Raw genomic sequence first — 16,657 nt, 5'->3', positions numbered from 1 at the left:
TAAAGATCGACTATATGTTGGTTAATTCTATTAATAGGGTCCTGTAGTTGCTCCCTGACGTAAGATGGGACACTATCGTCAAACTTGAATTCGATCTGACTGACTTTATCTTTCCCAGTCATCGACTAAACTCCTCTACATAAACCTTAATCAAGCTATCTTCGCCAGATTTAAGAAAAAATAGACTAAGAAGAGTTTCGCCCATATCTGGCTGTCCGCTCTTATCGGACAAGTATGAATTTAGTTTTGATCTTCCTATATGAGGTTCATAATGTATTGAAACCCTGTATTTTTCGGAAAACATACTGTATATATCAGTACTTCCGATTTTTCTTCTGCAGAATGACGACGGTTTATTGTCTGTATTTATTACTCGATTGCCGTTTACAGAGATATAGTTGTCTCCAACATCTAAAATATACGGCAAAGAATCTGCGGTCGGGGTGGATGAGCAGTTTCCATAGTTGATATTTTTGTGCGATATGCACGCAGACAGAGTTATGCCTACCACCAATATAATTAGTAACTTTGATGGGAATTTCTCACAAACTTCGGCGCGTCGGGGAGCGTGCTTCTCTATATAGCCTGAGAGGCCTTTCGTTTTAGCTCTAGGGAACCACATATGCTCCTCCAATGAACTGCGCGCCCGAAGCTCTCATGAGCCTGTCCGTCGCCTTGAGATTCGATCCAGTGGTGACATGCACAAACGTGTGGCTAGCCCCCATCGACGCCGCCCATTGCTTCAATCCCGCTACCAGCGCGAGGAACACTTTCGCCCTACGCAGCGGCGGGCGTTCAAGATCCACGGCGATCACCTCGACGGTCGAGAACAGCGGCCCGTCGCTCAGCATGTAGCTATCGGCGCTGGCCCAGGCGACGCCTAGGACTTCGTCGTTCCAGACGGCGACAAGGCAGGCCATGCGCGGCGGGCGCGACAGGATCAACTGGAAATGCCGGTCGAGCTTCCAGTCGGAGAAGGGCTGGTTGCGAAACACCGTGGTGGCGTGGTGCTGCTTGAGGATGCGGCCGATGCTGTCGCGGTCGCGCGATTCGAGCAGCCGCACCCGGAGGCCCACTTCGTCGGGCGTTGGCCCCGACGGCGCGATATCGCCATCGACCGGCAGCCCGCCGACTGCCGTTTCCTTGTTGATGTCGTCCAAAATAGTCCCCTATCGCGGAGAGCATTTCATAATGCTGCGAAGGCAAACGCCGCTGGCGTTCTCATCCCCATGGTCACGCGATTGCCTGGACGGTATCGTAAAAATTGTGTATGTCAACGGTTGCCATATACAATTAGAAACGTACCAATGTGACGCATAATTCGCATATTAGTAGTGCGGCTCAACCTGAAGGCACGGCCCAACGCGTCAATTCTCCGAGTGCGCAAAGGCTTGGCGATTTAGCCGCCAAACGTGCCGGAGCGGCATCTTGAACGCGCCCGAACCGCGCCTCAACCCCGACAGCGGCATGGCGGCGCTTGCCGCCCTGGCCAGCCACCACCGTCTGCCATTCGACGAAGCCGGGTTGCGGCATCGGCTGGCTCTCGGCCGTGAACCGGTCGGGGATCGCGACCTGCTGCGTTCGGCGAAAATGACCGGCCTCAAGGCACGGCGTTTTACCATCAAGACCGGTGAGGACCTGATCAAGGCGCCGAGACCCTCCATCGTCGGCCTCGCCGACGGCAGTTATCGCATCCTGGTCGCCATTGAGGCGAGCCGCCTAAAACTGTTCGACCCGGCGACCCGCGCCCTGACAGAGATGGAGTCGGAGCGCTTTCTGGAAGAGACCTCCGGTAGCCTGATTCTCGTGACGCGGCGCCTCGCCAGCGTCGAGGAGCGGCTGGGGTTCGCGTGGCTGTGGGCATCACTGAAGAAGCACCGGATGGAGCTTTCATTCGTGCTGGCCGCCTCGCTGGTGATCCAACTGTTCGCGCTGGCGACGCCGCTGCTGTTCCAGATCGTCATCGACAAGGTGCTGGTCCACTATAGCCGGGCGACGCTGGTGACCGTCGTCGTCGCCATGGTGCTGCTGGTCGTCTTCCAGACGGTGACCGAATATCTCCGCACCCATCTTCTCACCCACACGGCGAGCCGCATCGACGTTGAGCTCGGCGCCGGGGTATTCAGCCATCTCATCAAGCTGCCCGTCTCCTACTTCGAAACGCGGGCAGCCGGGCAGACGGTGGCGCGGGTGCGCGAGCTCGACCGCATCCGTCAGTTCATCACCGGGCAAGCGTTGACCGCAGGGCTCGACGTGGTGTTCGCGCTGCTTCTGATCGCCTGCCTCTATCTCTATTCGACCACGCTGGCCATCATCGTCACGTTGACCGTGCCCGCCTACATCATCGTCGCGCTGGTCTTGCAGCCGATGCTGCACGCCAACACCGAGGAGCGCTTCCAGAAGGGCGCGCTCAGCCAACAGCACCTCGTCGAGACGGTGCTGGGCGTACAGACTTTGAAGTCAACGGCGTCCGAGCCGCAGAGCCAAGCCGACTGGGAGGACAGGCTCGCCGCCTTCGTCCATGCCTCTTTCCGGGGCGTACTGCTCTCCACCGTCGGCCAGTCGGCGATCCAGTGGATCAGTCGCAGCCTGTCGGCGCTGGTGCTGCTGTTCGGCGCCTGGGAGGTGATGGAAGGGCGGATGACGGTCGGCGGCCTCGTCGCCTTCAACATGATCATGTCTCAGGTGTCGGCGCCGGTGCTGCGCCTCTCCCAGCTTTGGCAGGAGTTCCAGCAGGTACGCGTCGCCGTCGATCGGCTGGGCGACGTGCTATCGCACCCCACCGAGCCCCGCCTTGGCGCCCTCGGCGCCCTGCCGCCGGCGCGCGGTCACATCCGCCTCTCCGAGGTCACCTTCCGCTATCGCGCCGACACCGCGCCGGTGATCGAGAATCTCTCCCTCGACATCGCGGCCGGCACGTCGATCGGCATCATCGGCCCGTCCGGTTCGGGCAAGTCGACGCTGTCCAAGCTCGTCCAGCGCCTCTACGTGCCGGAGCGCGGGCAGGTGCTGGTGGACGGCATCGACATCTCCCAGGTCGACCCGACTTGGCTGAGGCGGCAGGTCGGCGTGGTGCTGCAAGAGAACTTCCTGTTCAACCGCTCCATCCACGACAACATCGCGCTCGCCAATCCGGCCATGACGCGCCGTCAGGTGATGCGCGCCGCCGAGTTGGCCGGCGCCAGCGGCTTCATCGCCGAGTTGTCGGCGGGCTATGACACCATTCTTGAAGAGCGAGGCGCCAACCTCTCCGGCGGCCAGAGGCAGCGGCTCGCCATCGCGCGGGCGCTTGCCACCAATCCGCGCATTCTCATCCTCGACGAAGCGACCAGCGCCCTCGACTATGAGAGCGAAGAGGCCATCCAGGCCAACATGCGCGAGATCGCCAAGGGGCGCACGGTGATCATCATCGCCCACCGCCTTGCTGCCGTGACGCGCTGCGACCGCATCGTCACGCTGGCTCGTGGCAAGATCGCCGAGGACGGCGCGCCGCAGGACCTCGTCCGGACGAGCGAGGGCTTCTTTGCCCGCATGTTGCAGCACCAGAACCGGCAGGTGTTCCAGTCATGACCAGCCCGTCAGACGGGGCGCCGGGCGCGCCAACCTCTGCGCTGCCCAAGGTGTCGGCTCGCTATGTCGAGTTCCTGCCGGCCGCCGTAGAGATCGCGGCGCGGCCAACGCCCAAGGCGGTGGTCGGGCTGATCGCCATCATTGTCGCGGCGACCGGCGCCGCCATCGCCTGGAGTGCGTTCGCCCGCCTCGACGAGTTCACCAACGCGGTGGGACGAGTGCGCACCTCGGCGCCCGCTGCCTTGCTTCAGCCGATGGAGGCGGGCAGCGTGACGGAGATCACCGTCGAGAACGGCCAACGGGTAAAGGCTGGGCAGACGCTGGTGGTGCTCGACGACAAGGCGGTGCGAACGGAGCACGATGCCACCATGCTGGCACTGACCGCCTGGCGGGCCGAGCGCATCAGGCGGAAGGCGGCCATCGAGGCGGCGGTTTCCGGGAAACGTCCGGTCGACATCACCTTCGATCCCTCGGTCCCGACTGACGTCGCCGAACGCGAGCGAGCGAGCCTCAGAGCGTCGCTATCCGCCCTCGACGCCGCCACCGCCGCCAAGACGGCCGAGACGCAGGAGGCATCGGCGCGACGCGTCCGGGCCGAGGGTGTCAAGGCGGTACGCGAGAAGCTGATGGCGGTGCTGACCGAGCGGCAGGGCATGCAGGAAAAGCTGCTCGATTCCGCCGTCGGGTCGCGGGCAGCTGTGCTCGGCATCAACGATCAACTATTCCGGGTGGAGGCCGATCTCGTCGACACCGCCACCCAGCTCGCCGAGATCGATGCTGCCGTCGAGCGCATCACGCGCGAGAAAAAGCAACTGGTCGAGCAGTTCCTCGATGAGGAGACGCGTGGCATCCAGGCGGCAGAGCGGCAGATCGAACAACTCGACAAGCAGGCCGAAGGGCTGGCCGATCGCCTCAGCCACTTCGTGATCAAGGCGCCGATCGATGGCGTCGTCCAGCAGCTCGCGGTGACCTCGCCGGGACAGGTGGTGGCGGCCGGCCAGTCGATCGCGGTGGTGGTCCCCGAGGGCGGTCCGCTCCAGGTGGAGGCGCTGCTGCCTTCGGCCGACGTCGGCTTCGTGGCGATCGGCGATGAGGCCGTCATCAAGGCCGATGCCTTCCCGTTCATCCGACAGCGGATCGACCCTGCTTGAGCGGATCAACGGCGTGGTGCCGGCGCTGGTGACCAACCACAAAGGACCGGCGCGACCCGGTTACGTTCAGCCGGGCATGATGTGGATCGACGATTCCGGCTCGGAGTGGCAGCTCAACCTCTATGACGGTGCGAGCGACGTGGCGATTGCCGCGATCGACCCGGCCACCCATCAAGCCTTGAGCCAATGGGTGCCGGAGACGCGGACGATCGCCAGCGGCCTCGGCGTCAAGATCAACGGAGGTGAGAGCGCGACGCTTGCCGGGACCGTCACGGTGGGGCTCGACCTCGCTACACCGACGGAGACCATTGCCGGCGAGATCGGCAACAAACCGGTTGCGCCGGATGGCGTTCACGCTGCCATCGCGGCGGCTCTCGCGGGCTTCTCGGCGGGGGGCGTAAAAAATATCCGCCTGATCACGGCATCCGGAAACGTGACGCCATCGGCGGGCGTGACCAAGTGGGTCGCGTTTTTTGTCGATGGTGGGCAGGGCTGGGGGGCAATGGGCGCGGCCGGGGGCATGCTGACCCTCCGAAATGGCGCGGCCGGCGGTGCAGGCGGCATCCATGTCCTCAGCGTGAACGACGGAACATCCTACCCCGCAACCATCGGGGCGAGCGGCGGGGCGACGTCGCTCAGCGTTGGCGGAGTCTCAAAGACCACGAGCAACGGAGCCGTAGCCATACCAGCGGCCCCCGGCACGCAATCGTACAGCCCCGGGGTCTCCTACTCTGGCATGTCCGGTAGCGGAGGTGCCGGGCCTTTCGGCCTTGGCGCCGGTGGCGCCGGTGGGTCGGTTAATGGTGGCGGTCAGACGGGACCCGGAAATCCAGGCGTTGGCTACGGCAGCGGCGCAGGTGGTCAGGCCGCCGCCTCGGGCACATCATCCACCGCCCCTGCGGTCCTTGGTGGCCCTGGTTGCATCCTGATCTGGGAGTTCTGATCATGAAAACCGGATACATCATTGAGGCCGGCGTGGTGGTCAACGCCATCGTGCTGGATGACGATGCCGACCCGATCGAGTTCGGAGCAGTTCTCGGTCCGGAAGGGGTCGGCATCGGATGGACGGTCGATGGCGAGAGCTGGGCGCCGCAAGCCGGTCCGTCAGTGCCGCTCGAAGATCTCCGCGGTTCGGCGAAGGCCGCCGTGGATGCCTCCGCCGAGGCTTACCGCCTGACCTACATCACGCCGGGTGCCGGGCAAGCCATGGCCTACCAGCAGAAGCTCACGGAGGCGAAAGCCTATCTCGCCGACGCCAGCCTGACGGCCGCCGAGTGCCCGCACATCTTCGCGGAGGTCGGCATCACCGGGGCGACCGCCGAGGCCGTCGCCCGTGTGGTGACCGAGATGCATGCGGCTTGGCAGATCAAGAGTGCCGAGATCGAACGTCTTCGCCTCGAAGCCAAGGCGGCGATCGACGCGGCGGAGAGCGCCGAAGCCATCAGCGCGGCAGCGGTGATCGTCTGGCCGGAATAGCCCGCCACAACACCACCGAATGACCGATGCCCGCCGGTTGAGGTGGTTTTTGTGGGCATGGGGTTCGCCCCCTCGCGTCGGCTCGATGCAAAGGGCTCAGCTCCTCGTGCCCACATACATTCCCGTGTAGCCAAGTCCGTCACATAGGGACGCCGCGAACTCTACTGCTTCGCCATATGAGCTGAAGCTGTCGACCTTCTGCCCGGTGAATGAGACCAAGTATGTTCTGCGGCCTTGAACAATGCGACCGTAGCCAATCATCACCATCGTAAACACCATCCTTCTGCCCGTGTAGCTGCGGACGAGCCGATGATTCCACACCAAGGTTTCTGACACGCCCCGTTAACGGGAGAATTTCGCCATCAACCACCCTTCGGGGTGGTTTTTTTGTGAGGAGACAGCCCGTGACTATTGCTGAATTCGACCGCGCACTCGCCAAGGAACTCATCCTTGAGGGCGGCTTCGTAAACCACCCCAAAGACCCCGGCCGCGCCACCATGAAGGGCGTTACCCAAGCCGTCTATGACACCTATCGGAAATCGGTCGGCGCCGCCCGGCAGAGTGTCCGTTGCATCTCCGATGACGAGGTGAGGGCGATCTATCGAAGCCGCTACTGGAACCTCATCAAGGGCGACAGCCTGCCGCCTGGCGTCGGCTTCGTCGTCTTCGATGGCGCGGTCAACTCCGGCCCGGCGCAATCGGTGAAGTGGCTCCAGCGCGCGCTCGGCCTCGATCGTGTCGATGGCCTGATCGGGCCGCAGACGCTGCAAGCAGTCGCCGCCGTCAATGACCATGACGCGCTGATCGATCGCATCCTCAAGCTTCGCGACGCCTTCCTGAAGGCGCTCAAGACGTGGTCGACCTTCGGCAAGGGCTGGACGAACCGCCTCCGGCAGGTGCTCGCCGTGGGGCAGGCCTGGGCGCGCGGCTCGGTCGGTCCGGAAGTTGTCTATGACGCGGCCGGTGCTGCCAAGGCGCTTCCCTCCGACGCCAAGGCGGCGCCCTCGGCGGCGCTTGCCGATGCGGTGACCGGTGGCGGCGCGATCGGCGGCAGCGCCATCGTCGGCGCACTCCAGACGGCGCAAACGCAACTCACCCCGCTTGCCGCCGGCAGCGCGACCATCGGCAACATCGTCGCCGGCATCGTCGTGGTCTCGGCCGTGCTGACGATCGGCGGCGCCGTCTACGGCTGGTGGGCGCGTCGGCGCCGGGCTGAACTCGCCGAGGCCCTGGCGTGACCGGCCTTCTCGGCGCCGCCTTCGCCTTCGTCAAGAGCGACTGGCGGCTTCTCCTCCTCCTCGCGCTGGCGGCCGGGCTCGGCTTGGCCGCTTGGCGCATCTACGCGGCCGGCGCCGCGTCCGAGGTTGCCCGGCAGAATGCCAACGCCCTCGAAGCTCACCGGGAAAGGGTGGTGATTGATGAAAAGCTCGATCGGGCGACGATTGAGGATCTGTGTCGCCGTGCCGGCGGCGGCGCTGGCTGTCTCAGCCTGCAATCCGGCAACCAGCCGGCTCGGTGACGGGCTGAAGCTCGTCACGCCTCTTCAGCCGGCGGCGGCCGTCTGTCTCGCCGAGACCGACCCGGCCGCACTACGGCGAATCCTTGGCAATGACGAGATGATCAAGCGGTCGCGGTGACCGCTCGATCCTGGCGGCGGGGCAGGGCGCCCTGCCGTCCACTCACACAAAGCAGGGGGCTGACGTGGACGATACCCGCGACAAGGTGATCGCGCTTGAAGTGAAGGTCGAACAGATGGGGGAGGATATCCGGCGGCTCGCCGATGCAGTCGAACACCTCAATAGCCTGCTCGATCAGGCGAAAGGGGCAAAGCTGCTGCTCGGCCTTCTGCTGTTCATTGGTGGAGCGGTTTCGACCTACGCTCCAACACTGATCAAGTGGGCGATGGCGAGCAAGTGAGGCGCTGTCAGCCGAGAGACACGCTTCGTTCCCTGAGCCAAGCTGCCAAATTGCTCTCGCTGATTTCTCCTGCGGCAAGTTGCAGCCATGTGCTCAGAAGCTCGGCGTCGCCGACCTCCAGCTCTATGCCGTTGAGAAGCATGAAGGTTTCTGCGACGACAAGCGAGGTTCGCTTGTTGCCATCGGTGAACGGATGATCTCGCGCGATGCCGAAGGCATAGGAAGCGGCTAGAGCCGGAATGTCGGGCTCGGGTTCTGTGTAGGCAAGGAGGTGCTTCGGGCGCGCCAAAGCGGATTCCAGTAGCCCGTCATCCCTAAGCCCCACGGCGCCGCCATGTTCGGAAAGCTGCTCTTCATGAGCCGCGAGCACGACGGCCTTGCTCAACCAGATCACTGTCGACTTGGTTGCGTCGGTCACTTCGCCAACTCGCGGAGTACGTTGCGGCGCTTCTTCATCACCCGCCGGGCCGCTTCCATCTGCTCCTCGAACTCCGGCTCGTAGGGCGTGATCCGAAAGCCTCCTGGCGCTTCAGTTAAGTAGAGCGTGTCCCCCTGCTCGACATGAAGCCGCGTCATCACCTCCTTGGGGAATACGCTGCCGACCGAGTTGCCGACCTTGGTCAGCTTCAGAGCGAGAACCATAGAGTTCGAGCCTCATGTTATAACGATTGTTATTACAAGTAGCGAAACGAACTGCCGCTTGCAAGATCTGACCTACAGCGTGGCAACGTCCTGTTGCCCTGCCTCCGGCGCAATCCTTTCCAGCCACTGCCAGCCCGCCCACTGGTCGCCGAGCTGGCGCAAGTGCGTGTAGCGCCGGAGCGAGTTCCTGGAGTGATGCCCGGACACCGCGGCTACGTGGAGCACATTCATCCGCAACTCGAACAACCGGGACACGCCAACTCCGCTCTGCCGCAGGCCCTTCTGTCACTGAGGCCTGCCCAGCCCAACCGCAGATGACTCGCAGGCACTTTATCCTCTCCATCAACGACCGCCCGGAGGTGTTCGCAGGCTTCGAGATGGAGCGTGTGGGACTCCCCTTTTCATTGAGCAGCAAGGGGCAGACGGACGCAAAGCAGCTGATCATTACCGGCTAAATTGCGAGTCCATTTTGATGGCAAAAACTCGGAAAAGCGGGGAGGGGCAGGTCTAAATTCTCCCTTATGAATCAAAGCCTGATTTTTCCCCGCACTTTGAGATAAGTCCTTATGCCGTAATACATTTGGCACAATTCTCGACCGCACCATCTAAAAAAGCCAGACACTCGGTGTCTGGCTTTTTTGATTCAAAGATAAGCGGAGACGCTAGCTCGCCCGCAGCCCCGCCAGAACTTCCGAGACTTCCATCTTCAACTGGTCGATCTGCTCGCTCAGGCTCGACGCCGATCCCTTGACCTCGGTAGAGGCTTGCGAGGTTTCCCGTGCGGCCAAGGCCACTCCGGCGATATTGGAGTCGACCTCTCGCGTCGACTGGAAGGCAACGGCCACAGCTCTCGCGACCTCGGACGTAGCGGCTTCCTGCTCGGCCACGGCGGCGGCGATGCCGGTCGAGGTGCGCCCGATGTCGCGGACCTGGGCGGCGATCGTGCCGATTGCGTCGGCAGAGGTTCGGGTCGCCGACTGGATGGTCGCCGCTTGAGAGGATATCTCCGATGTGGCGCGGGCGGTCTGCTCGGCAAGCTGCTTCACTTCCTGCGCCACGACCGCGAAGCCTCGACCGGCCTCGCCGGCCCGAGCTGCCTCGATCGTCGCATTGAGAGCCAGCAAGTTGGTCCGGGCGGCGATATCGCTGATGAGAGTGACGACGTTTCCGATCTGGGCGGCGGATTCGGCAAGGCCAAGCACCCCTTTTGCCGTCGTATCGGCCATGGCCACCGCAGCGGTCGCTGCGTCCGTCGACACTTCCACCTGTCGCCCGATCTCCCGAACCGAGGCCGCGAGCTCTTCGGCGGCTCCAGCTGCCGATTGCACGCCGGAAGCCGCGAATCCGGCGGCCCGAACGACGGCCGCCGACTGACTGGACGTTTCCTCCGCTCCGGTCGCGAGCGTGTTGGCAGCCACTTCCAACTGCTGCCCCGCCGTGCCGAGCGCCGCCACGACGACGCCAATCGTCGCTTCGAACTTGTCGGCCAGATGAAGCATGTCGCGCGTCTTCTTCTCCGCCACCAGCCGCTTGGTCTGTTCCTGTTCGGCGCGCAGCAGACTGGCGTCCAGAAGGGCTGTCCGGAACTCGGATGTCGCCTGAAACAGCTCGCCGATTTCATCGTGTCGTTTCGGAACGACAATTTCATTTTCGAGATGGCCGCCCGCCAGCGACCGCGTGATGGCGGTCAATCTGGCCATTGGTTTTGCCAAGCCGAAATGGATCACCGCAGCCGTGACGCCTACAACGGCGAGGGTGGCGAACAGGGCCGTCAGTGCCAAGGCCAGCGACCAGTCTGCTTCTGCCAGTCGCTCCGCCGTCTGCGAGGAGATGTGTTCACCCAATGCGGACTGCACGCCGGCCAGCGCGTTGACCGCCTCGGTCGCTTGCGAGAACCAATCCGACGCGGGCAGGGGGGCGGGGGCGCCGCTCGTCAATGCGGAATAAACCGTCTGGCGCGTCGCCTCGAACCGGCCGAAGACAACCCCGTTGGCGTCTTCCGCGCGAGTCCGAACAGGCCCGCCGATCATCTCGAGACGGGAGAAGGCCGCATTCCAGGCCGACATCACGTGACCGCGGTATTCGGCCAGCTCGGCCAACTCCGCAGGGCTGGCTGCGCGGCCGGCCGAGAGTATGCCGTTGAGCTTGCCGCGTTCCCGGGCAACGTACTCGCTGGCTTCCCATATCTGGCGGCGCGCCTCCGTGGCGCGGGCAAGGGCCAGGCTTGTCGTTCCGTCTCCATCGGCCGCCACGCGCATGGCAAGATCGTCGACCGCCTCGATGGCGCGGGATTGAGCGGAAAACCAGCGCGCACCGAGATCGCCAGGCGCCTTCGCACCGGAGGAAGCCGCAGCGTAAACCTGACGGCGCAAATCCTCCGCCGCCGAAACGAGGGCGTTCAGGCCATCGGCTTGATCTCCGCTCGCCTTGCCAAGAAGCTTGTCGAGAGCCCCCCGAGCCTCAAGACGGGACTTTTCCAGCTTGTCAGCAACCTCCGGCGAGAGCTGCTTTCCGCTGGCAACACCGCTCGTCTGCCCTCGGTCGAGTGCAAATGTCGTCGTGATCGCAAGCGCTTGGTCTTGCACCAACTGCGATTGAAGGATGGCATTTGCGCTTGACTTCGCCTCAAGGGCGGCAACAAGCGTTTCCTTTACCTCAATGGCCAGGAAAGCAGCCATCGCGGCAAACGTCAAATAGAGCTTCCAGCGGATTTGCATCCTATGGCCTTTTCATCGCAGGGAGATTGAAAGCCACAGTCGCTCGGAAATGCCGCAAATCATCTTCGATCTGCTTGCCCGAACTGTGCGCTCGCAATACTTAATTGCATGAAGTTGTTAATCGCACGTTTATAGGTAGAGAACTGCAGATCGTTACTTATAAATATTTATATCACTGATAATTTTTACATATATCATGTAGTAAATTACTATATCCAACTAACTGGAGAGCCCCATCATTTTACTCCGAAATTGAACATCAAGCGCTTGCGATCGTCTTGTTTTTCTTCCTCTCCCTGTTCCAGAGGTCGTGATAACAAGGGCTCTCATTCCACGTGGTACTCGACGAACTCTAGCGGCGTTGCCCCTTGCGAAATTCACTGAACCGGATTGGAAAATATTAATTAAACATGCATCTGAGTACAAAGTATGCTTGTTGGGGTTGCAGTTTCTTGTATTCATCGATCGAAAAGCGGCGCATTGCAGTTCGCGAAGCGTAGCAAGAGGTGAGCAAATGCGACTCATGAGGGCGGGACGAGCGGCCCGAGATGCAGCAGCCCTCGTTGTCGTCGGCATCGTGCTTTTCGCTACTTTCGAGTGGTTTAATTTTTACGAGACGTTTGGCGCCTTCCTGAGAGAGCACGAGTTCATTCAACTTGATGAACTGCTCACGGCGATTCTGACCCTAGGGCTATTGGGATTCATCTTCGGCTATCGCCGACTGCGCGACCTGCAGGATGAGGTGGCCCATCGCAGCCGGGCCGAGCGCGATGTGTCCTGGATCGCGGCACATGACCCGCTCACCCGCCTGCCCAATCGCGTCGGCCTCAAACAGGAAATCGAGCGCCTGAGGGGGAGCGACAAGGCCAAACTGCCGCATATGGCCATGGTGATCGACGTCCAGGGGTTTCGCTACATCAACGACATCTACGGCAACGAGACGAGCGACGAAATTCTGGTGAACATCGCGGACCGGCTGCGCGAGGTCTTTGTCGGGTGCTTCCTGTTCAGGCTTGGAGGCGACCAGTTCTACGCGGCGCAGGAAGGCTCCCAGACCAAGGATTGGGAGAAATTGGCCCGGAGGGCCATCAAGCAGATCTCCGTTCCCATTCTGGTCAACGAACGCCATTACGAGGTGTCGGCCTATATCGGAATGGCGCGGTATCCGGATGACGCCGCGAATATCAAATACCTTCTGCGATGCGCGCTTTCTGCGGTCTCCTCGGCAAAGCGCGAGCATTCCAGCGAGCCGAAATGGTTCGATCCGGCCATCGACGAGGCGACGGCGAAATATGCGGAGCTCGACAAACAGTTGCGAGCGGCGCTGAAGGCGGGCGACGTGAGGCCCTACTATCAGCCCATGATCGACCTGACGTCCGGCCGCATTGTCGGCTTCGAAGCTCTCGCACGTTGGCGCCGGCCGGACGGCACCTTCGTTCCGCCGTCCGAGTTCATAACGCTGGCCGAAGAAACCGGCATGATCGGCGAGCTGTCGGACGTCCTGTTCCGCCAGGCCTGTTTGGATGCGGCCAAGTGGCCGCGTACGATCCGGTTGTCCTTCAACGTTTCGCCGGCCCAGTTCAGCAATCGCAGCTTCGGGCGGAAAATGCTGGAAACGCTGGCAGAGACAGGACTTTCGCCGCAGCAGCTCGAGGTCGAACTGACCGAATCGATGTTCGTGAAGGACGTCCAACTGGTATCCGCCATGCTCGAGGAGCTTCGCGGGGCCGGCGTTCACGTTGCCATCGACGATTTCGGCACCGGCTATTCCAGCCTGTCGCAACTGTCGCGCCTGAGATTCGACAAACTCAAGATCGATCGCAGCTTCGTGTCCTCCTTCCTGGACGACGCGCGACAGGCCATGATCATTCGGGCAATGATCGGCCTCGGGCGCGGGCTGGGCATGAAGACCATTGCTGAAGGGATCGAGGAGACGTCCCAAGCCGAGACGCTTCAACTTCTGGGCTGCCATCAGGGACAGGGGTTCCTCTTCAGCCGTGCCGTGCCGGCAGAGCAGGCGTCCGCCATGCTCCAGATGACATGGCCCACGCGCCCCGAAGACAACACCGCCGTCAGTTAGAACGCCGACAATCGAACCGGCATGCGGTTTGCGGATCGGCCGCGCGTCGGTTCTGCACCACCGCCCCGACCAGGCGGGAATTTCTCCCTTGCGCCATCCGGTTTGTCGGACTTAACTCCCGCGCGACGGCGCCGACCGTCGCCGTCGATTCAACCTGTTCGCCACCTTGAGATTCACGGGAGACGCGCCATGGCCGAAACCGAGCCCAACGCGCCTGAAACGCTGAGCCTGGACGGGCTGCCGCCGCTCAGAGCGGAGGATGGTGAACTCGCCCCGCTGTTTCTCGACGCCATCAGGGCGGCGATCGAAGCGGCGGACACGTCCACCCTTGAGGCACTCGCCGCCGATCTCCACGAGGCCGACGTCGGCGACATCATCGAAGCTCTGTCGCCCGACGAGCGCGCGCCCTTCATCCAACTGCTCGGTGAGCATTTCGACTTCGCGGCACTGACAGAAGTCGATGAGACCGTCCGCGTCCAGCTGATCGAGGAACTGCCCCCCGAGGCGGTGGCCGAAGGCGTTCGCGATCTCGATTCGGACGATGCAGTCTACATTCTGGAAGACCTCGACGACGAGGATCAGGAGGAGATCCTCGCCAAGCTGCCGGCGGTCGATCGCATGGCGTTGCGTCGCAGCCTCGATTTTCCGGAGGAAACGGCGGGGCGTCGGATGCAGACCGACTTCATCGCCGTACCGCCGTTCTGGACCGCCGGACAGACCATCGATTACCTCAGGGATCAGAAGGACCTGCCGGACGAGTTCTACGAAGTGTTCGTCATCGATCCCGGTTTTCGGTTCCTCGGCGCCGTGGCGCTCAATCGGCTTTTGCGAGCCCCACGCCCCACCCTCATGTCCGACATCATGAACGACGAGCGGCAGCGGGTGCTCGCCACCGACGACCAGGAGGACGTGGCGCGCATGTTCGAGCGCTACAATCTGGTCTCGGCGGCCGTGGTCGATGAATCGGAGCGGCTGGTGGGCGTCATTACCGTCGACGACGTGGTGGACGTCATCCAGGCCGAGGCCGAGGAGGACATCCGCGCGCTGGCCGGCGTCGGCGACGAAGAGATTTCAGACTCCGTGTTCTACACGTTGCGAACCCGATGGGTCTGGCTGCTGTTCAACATGCTGACCGCCTTCCTGGCTTCGTCGGTGATCGGCGTGTTCTCCGGGTCGATCTCCAAGATGGTGGCACTTGCCGTGCTGATGCCGATCGTTGCCTCCATGGGTGGGAACGCGGCGACGCAGACCATGACCGTGACGGTGCGCGCCCTGGCGACCCGGGATCTCGATGCACACAATGTTTGGAGGATTTTCGGTCGAGAATTAAGCGTTGGTTTACTCAACGGCGGCAGTTTCGCATTGATCGTCGGCTCGGCCGCCGCGCTCTGGTTCCAAGACCTTCTCCTTGGAAGCGTGATCGGCGCCGCGATGATCGTCAACCTGTTGTCTGCGGCAACGGCCGGCATTCTCATACCCCTGGCGTTCGAACGGTTCGACATCGATCCGGCAGTCGCTTCGGGGGTGTTCGTGACGATGGTGACCGATGTCGTGGGGTTTCTGGCGTTCCTCGGGCTCGCGTCATGGATATTGCTTGGGTAAAGAAGGCATTTCGAACGAAGCGGCGACGCGGCGGCAGAACGCCCGCGATTGCCGGCCGTTGGGCAAGCCTCGCAGCCCGCCTGGTAAATCCGCTCGCTCTCGGCTCGCTTGCCGTCGGTCTGTCCGCCTGCGCGCTGTTCGATTTCGGCCCTCCGGGGCCTGACGACTACCCCGTGAAGGGTATCGACGTCTCCTATTACCAGGAGGATATCAACTGGCGCTCCGTCGTGGCCGACAACACCGCCTTTGCCTGGCTGAAGGCGACCGAGGGGGGAGACTGGTCCGATCCGAAGTTTGCGCAGAACTGGTACGGCGCCGCCATGGCCGGCTTGCCGCGCGGCGCCTACCATTTCTGGTATTTCTGCCGCCCTGCCATGGAGCAGGTGAGCTGGTTCATGCAGAACGTGCCCTATGATCCCTATGCGCTGCCGCCGGTGCTCGACATAGAATGGGTCGACTCCAAGACGTGTCCCGGCCATCCGCCGCGGGAAGCGATCATTCCAGAGGTCAAGACGTGGCTTGACGCCATCGAGCGCTACTACGGCAAGCGGCCGATCATCTACACGTCGATCAGCTTCTATAACGACCGGCTGCGCGGCGCCTTCCCCGGCTACTTCGTGTGGATCGCCTCCTACAAGGGGCACCCCGTGGTACGAGATCCAAGCCTGCGCTGGAATTTCTGGCAACACACGGAAGCCGGACGAGTGGCCGGTATCCGGGGGAGGGTGGATCGCAACGTCTTCAACGGATCGGCCCGTGAATGGCGGGCATTCCTCGAAGGACGGCTCAATCCCGACGGATGAGGCGAATCCAGCACAAATGTGTAGCGGTTTGCGCTGGAATTTGCCTGAAAACAAAGAGATAAAGAAGTGCCGGTGAGCTCTCCTCGCCGGCATTTCTGTTGGAGGCGCGGATGCGCGGTATCGTCGCTTTCTGTTTTGCAATGGCTATTGGCAGCGCGGCCCAGGCCCAGGACGGCAATCCGGCCGAGCCGACCGATGCCGACCGACAGGTGATCGCCGAGTGCGTGGCAAACGCCCCGCACGAAAATGTCAGCCCGCTTGGCTGTATCGGCATGGTCTCCGATCCCTGCCTCGCGGCTCCCGACAACGACAACACGCCGATGATGGCCGCCTGCCTCGAACGGGAAGGAGCCATCTGGGACGAGCGTCTCAACGACGACTATCAGGCGCTGATGGACGGTCTCGACAAGGCCGAGGCGAGCAAGCTGCGCGACAGTCAGCGGGCCTGGCTGACGGTGCGCGACGCCACCTGCGACATCGAGGGTTCGTTCTGGCAAGGCGGCACGGGTTACGGCGGCGCCATCGCAGGCTGCATGATGCGCGAAACTGGTGCCCGCGATATTTCACTCGTCGCTCTTCGTACCTATCTCGATCAATGAGCGAGCCGTTCACCCTGTCCATCCGGTCGGGTTGCCGTCCGCTCCCCTGATGAGATACGAATGGACTCCATCAGGATTTGCGAGTCCCGAGGCCCGACTC

The 16,657-nt window shown here is 62.4% G+C and carries 15 protein-coding genes; 11 read left to right on the top strand and 4 right to left on the bottom strand.

From position 1 onward, the window contains the following. Nucleotides 1-608: 608 nt before the first annotated feature. Nucleotides 609-1,160 (bottom strand): GNAT family N-acetyltransferase, encoded by a 552-nt coding sequence (locus QQZ18_RS00965; protein ID WP_284537409.1) that lies wholly within the window; start codon nucleotides 1,158-1,160, stop codon nucleotides 609-611. Between the two features lie 268 nt (nucleotides 1,161-1,428). Here QQZ18_RS00965 and QQZ18_RS00960 point away from each other — a divergent pair, with 268 nt between their 5' ends. The 7 genes from QQZ18_RS00960 to QQZ18_RS00930 all read left to right on the top strand — a co-directional run bounded on the left by QQZ18_RS00960 (nucleotide 1,429) and on the right by QQZ18_RS00930 (nucleotide 8,114). Beyond that, nucleotides 1,429-3,570 (top strand): type I secretion system permease/ATPase, encoded by a 2,142-nt coding sequence (locus tag QQZ18_RS00960; protein WP_284537408.1) that lies wholly within the window; start codon nucleotides 1,429-1,431, stop codon nucleotides 3,568-3,570. Then, nucleotides 3,567-4,721 (top strand): HlyD family efflux transporter periplasmic adaptor subunit, encoded by a 1,155-nt coding sequence (locus QQZ18_RS00955; protein ID WP_284537407.1) that lies wholly within the window; start codon nucleotides 3,567-3,569, stop codon nucleotides 4,719-4,721. Before QQZ18_RS00960 ends, QQZ18_RS00955 begins: the two co-directional genes overlap by 4 nt. Further along, nucleotides 4,681-5,664 carry a hypothetical protein gene (locus QQZ18_RS00950; RefSeq protein ID WP_284537406.1) on the top strand — a complete coding sequence of 328 codons (984 nt, stop codon included), beginning with the start codon at nucleotides 4,681-4,683 and terminating at the stop codon, nucleotides 5,662-5,664. Before QQZ18_RS00955 ends, QQZ18_RS00950 begins: the two co-directional genes overlap by 41 nt. A 2-nt stretch (nucleotides 5,665-5,666) precedes the next feature. Then, entirely contained in the window at nucleotides 5,667-6,197 is a 531-nt protein-coding gene (locus tag QQZ18_RS00945) for a hypothetical protein (RefSeq protein WP_284537405.1), read from the top strand. A 404-nt stretch (nucleotides 6,198-6,601) separates the two neighbouring features. Continuing rightward, a complete protein-coding gene (locus tag QQZ18_RS00940; protein ID WP_284537404.1) occupies nucleotides 6,602-7,435 on the top strand; it encodes a glycoside hydrolase family 108 protein in 834 nt (277 codons plus the stop codon). After that, complete coding sequence (locus QQZ18_RS00935; protein WP_284537403.1) at nucleotides 7,432-7,716, top strand: hypothetical protein; 285 nt, start codon at nucleotides 7,432-7,434, stop codon at nucleotides 7,714-7,716. The genes QQZ18_RS00940 and QQZ18_RS00935 overlap by 4 nt, the downstream gene beginning before the upstream one ends. Nucleotides 7,717-7,898: 182 nt before the next feature. Continuing rightward, nucleotides 7,899-8,114, top strand: coding sequence for a hypothetical protein (locus tag QQZ18_RS00930; protein ID WP_284537402.1), 216 nt, complete (start codon nucleotides 7,899-7,901; stop codon nucleotides 8,112-8,114). A 7-nt stretch (nucleotides 8,115-8,121) separates the two neighbouring features. Here the strand turns inward: QQZ18_RS00930 and QQZ18_RS00925 are convergent, their stop codons facing one another. The 3 genes from QQZ18_RS00925 to QQZ18_RS00910 all read right to left on the bottom strand — a co-directional run bounded on the left by QQZ18_RS00925 (nucleotide 8,122) and on the right by QQZ18_RS00910 (nucleotide 11,434). Further along, on the bottom strand, nucleotides 8,122-8,532 hold the full coding sequence (locus QQZ18_RS00925) for a type II toxin-antitoxin system death-on-curing family toxin (RefSeq protein ID WP_284537401.1): 411 nt from the start codon (nucleotides 8,530-8,532) through the stop codon (nucleotides 8,122-8,124). Then, complete coding sequence (locus QQZ18_RS00920; protein ID WP_284537400.1) at nucleotides 8,529-8,756, bottom strand: AbrB/MazE/SpoVT family DNA-binding domain-containing protein; 228 nt, start codon at nucleotides 8,754-8,756, stop codon at nucleotides 8,529-8,531. The genes QQZ18_RS00925 and QQZ18_RS00920 overlap by 4 nt, the downstream gene beginning before the upstream one ends. 662 nt (nucleotides 8,757-9,418) lie before the next feature. Further along, nucleotides 9,419-11,434, bottom strand: coding sequence for a methyl-accepting chemotaxis protein (locus QQZ18_RS00910; RefSeq protein WP_284538741.1), 2,016 nt, complete (start codon nucleotides 11,432-11,434; stop codon nucleotides 9,419-9,421). A gap of 472 nt (nucleotides 11,435-11,906) precedes the next feature. On the opposite strand from QQZ18_RS00910, the gene QQZ18_RS00905 reads away from it, so the two are divergent. The 4 genes from QQZ18_RS00905 (at nucleotide 11,907) to QQZ18_RS00890 (ending at nucleotide 16,557) form a co-directional block, all read left to right on the top strand. Next, nucleotides 11,907-13,553 carry a putative bifunctional diguanylate cyclase/phosphodiesterase gene (locus QQZ18_RS00905; protein ID WP_284537399.1) on the top strand — a complete coding sequence of 549 codons (1,647 nt, stop codon included), beginning with the start codon at nucleotides 11,907-11,909 and terminating at the stop codon, nucleotides 13,551-13,553. 189 nt (nucleotides 13,554-13,742) lie between these two features. Continuing rightward, nucleotides 13,743-15,155, top strand: a complete 1,413-nt coding sequence (gene mgtE / locus QQZ18_RS00900; RefSeq protein WP_284537398.1) for a magnesium transporter — start codon at nucleotides 13,743-13,745, stop codon at nucleotides 15,153-15,155. Then, a complete protein-coding gene (locus QQZ18_RS00895; protein ID WP_284537397.1) occupies nucleotides 15,137-15,958 on the top strand; it encodes a glycoside hydrolase family 25 protein in 822 nt (273 codons plus the stop codon). The genes mgtE and QQZ18_RS00895 overlap by 19 nt, the downstream gene beginning before the upstream one ends. 110 nt (nucleotides 15,959-16,068) lie before the next feature. Further along, nucleotides 16,069-16,557, top strand: a complete 489-nt coding sequence (locus tag QQZ18_RS00890; RefSeq protein WP_284537396.1) for a lysozyme inhibitor LprI family protein — start codon at nucleotides 16,069-16,071, stop codon at nucleotides 16,555-16,557. Nucleotides 16,558-16,657: the final 100 nt, after the last annotated feature.

The sequence above is a fragment of the Pleomorphomonas sp. T1.2MG-36 genome (assembly GCF_950100655.1).
Taxonomy (GTDB): Bacteria; Pseudomonadota; Alphaproteobacteria; order Rhizobiales; family Pleomorphomonadaceae; genus Pleomorphomonas.
This window is presented reverse-complemented; position numbering and strand designations above follow the sequence as displayed.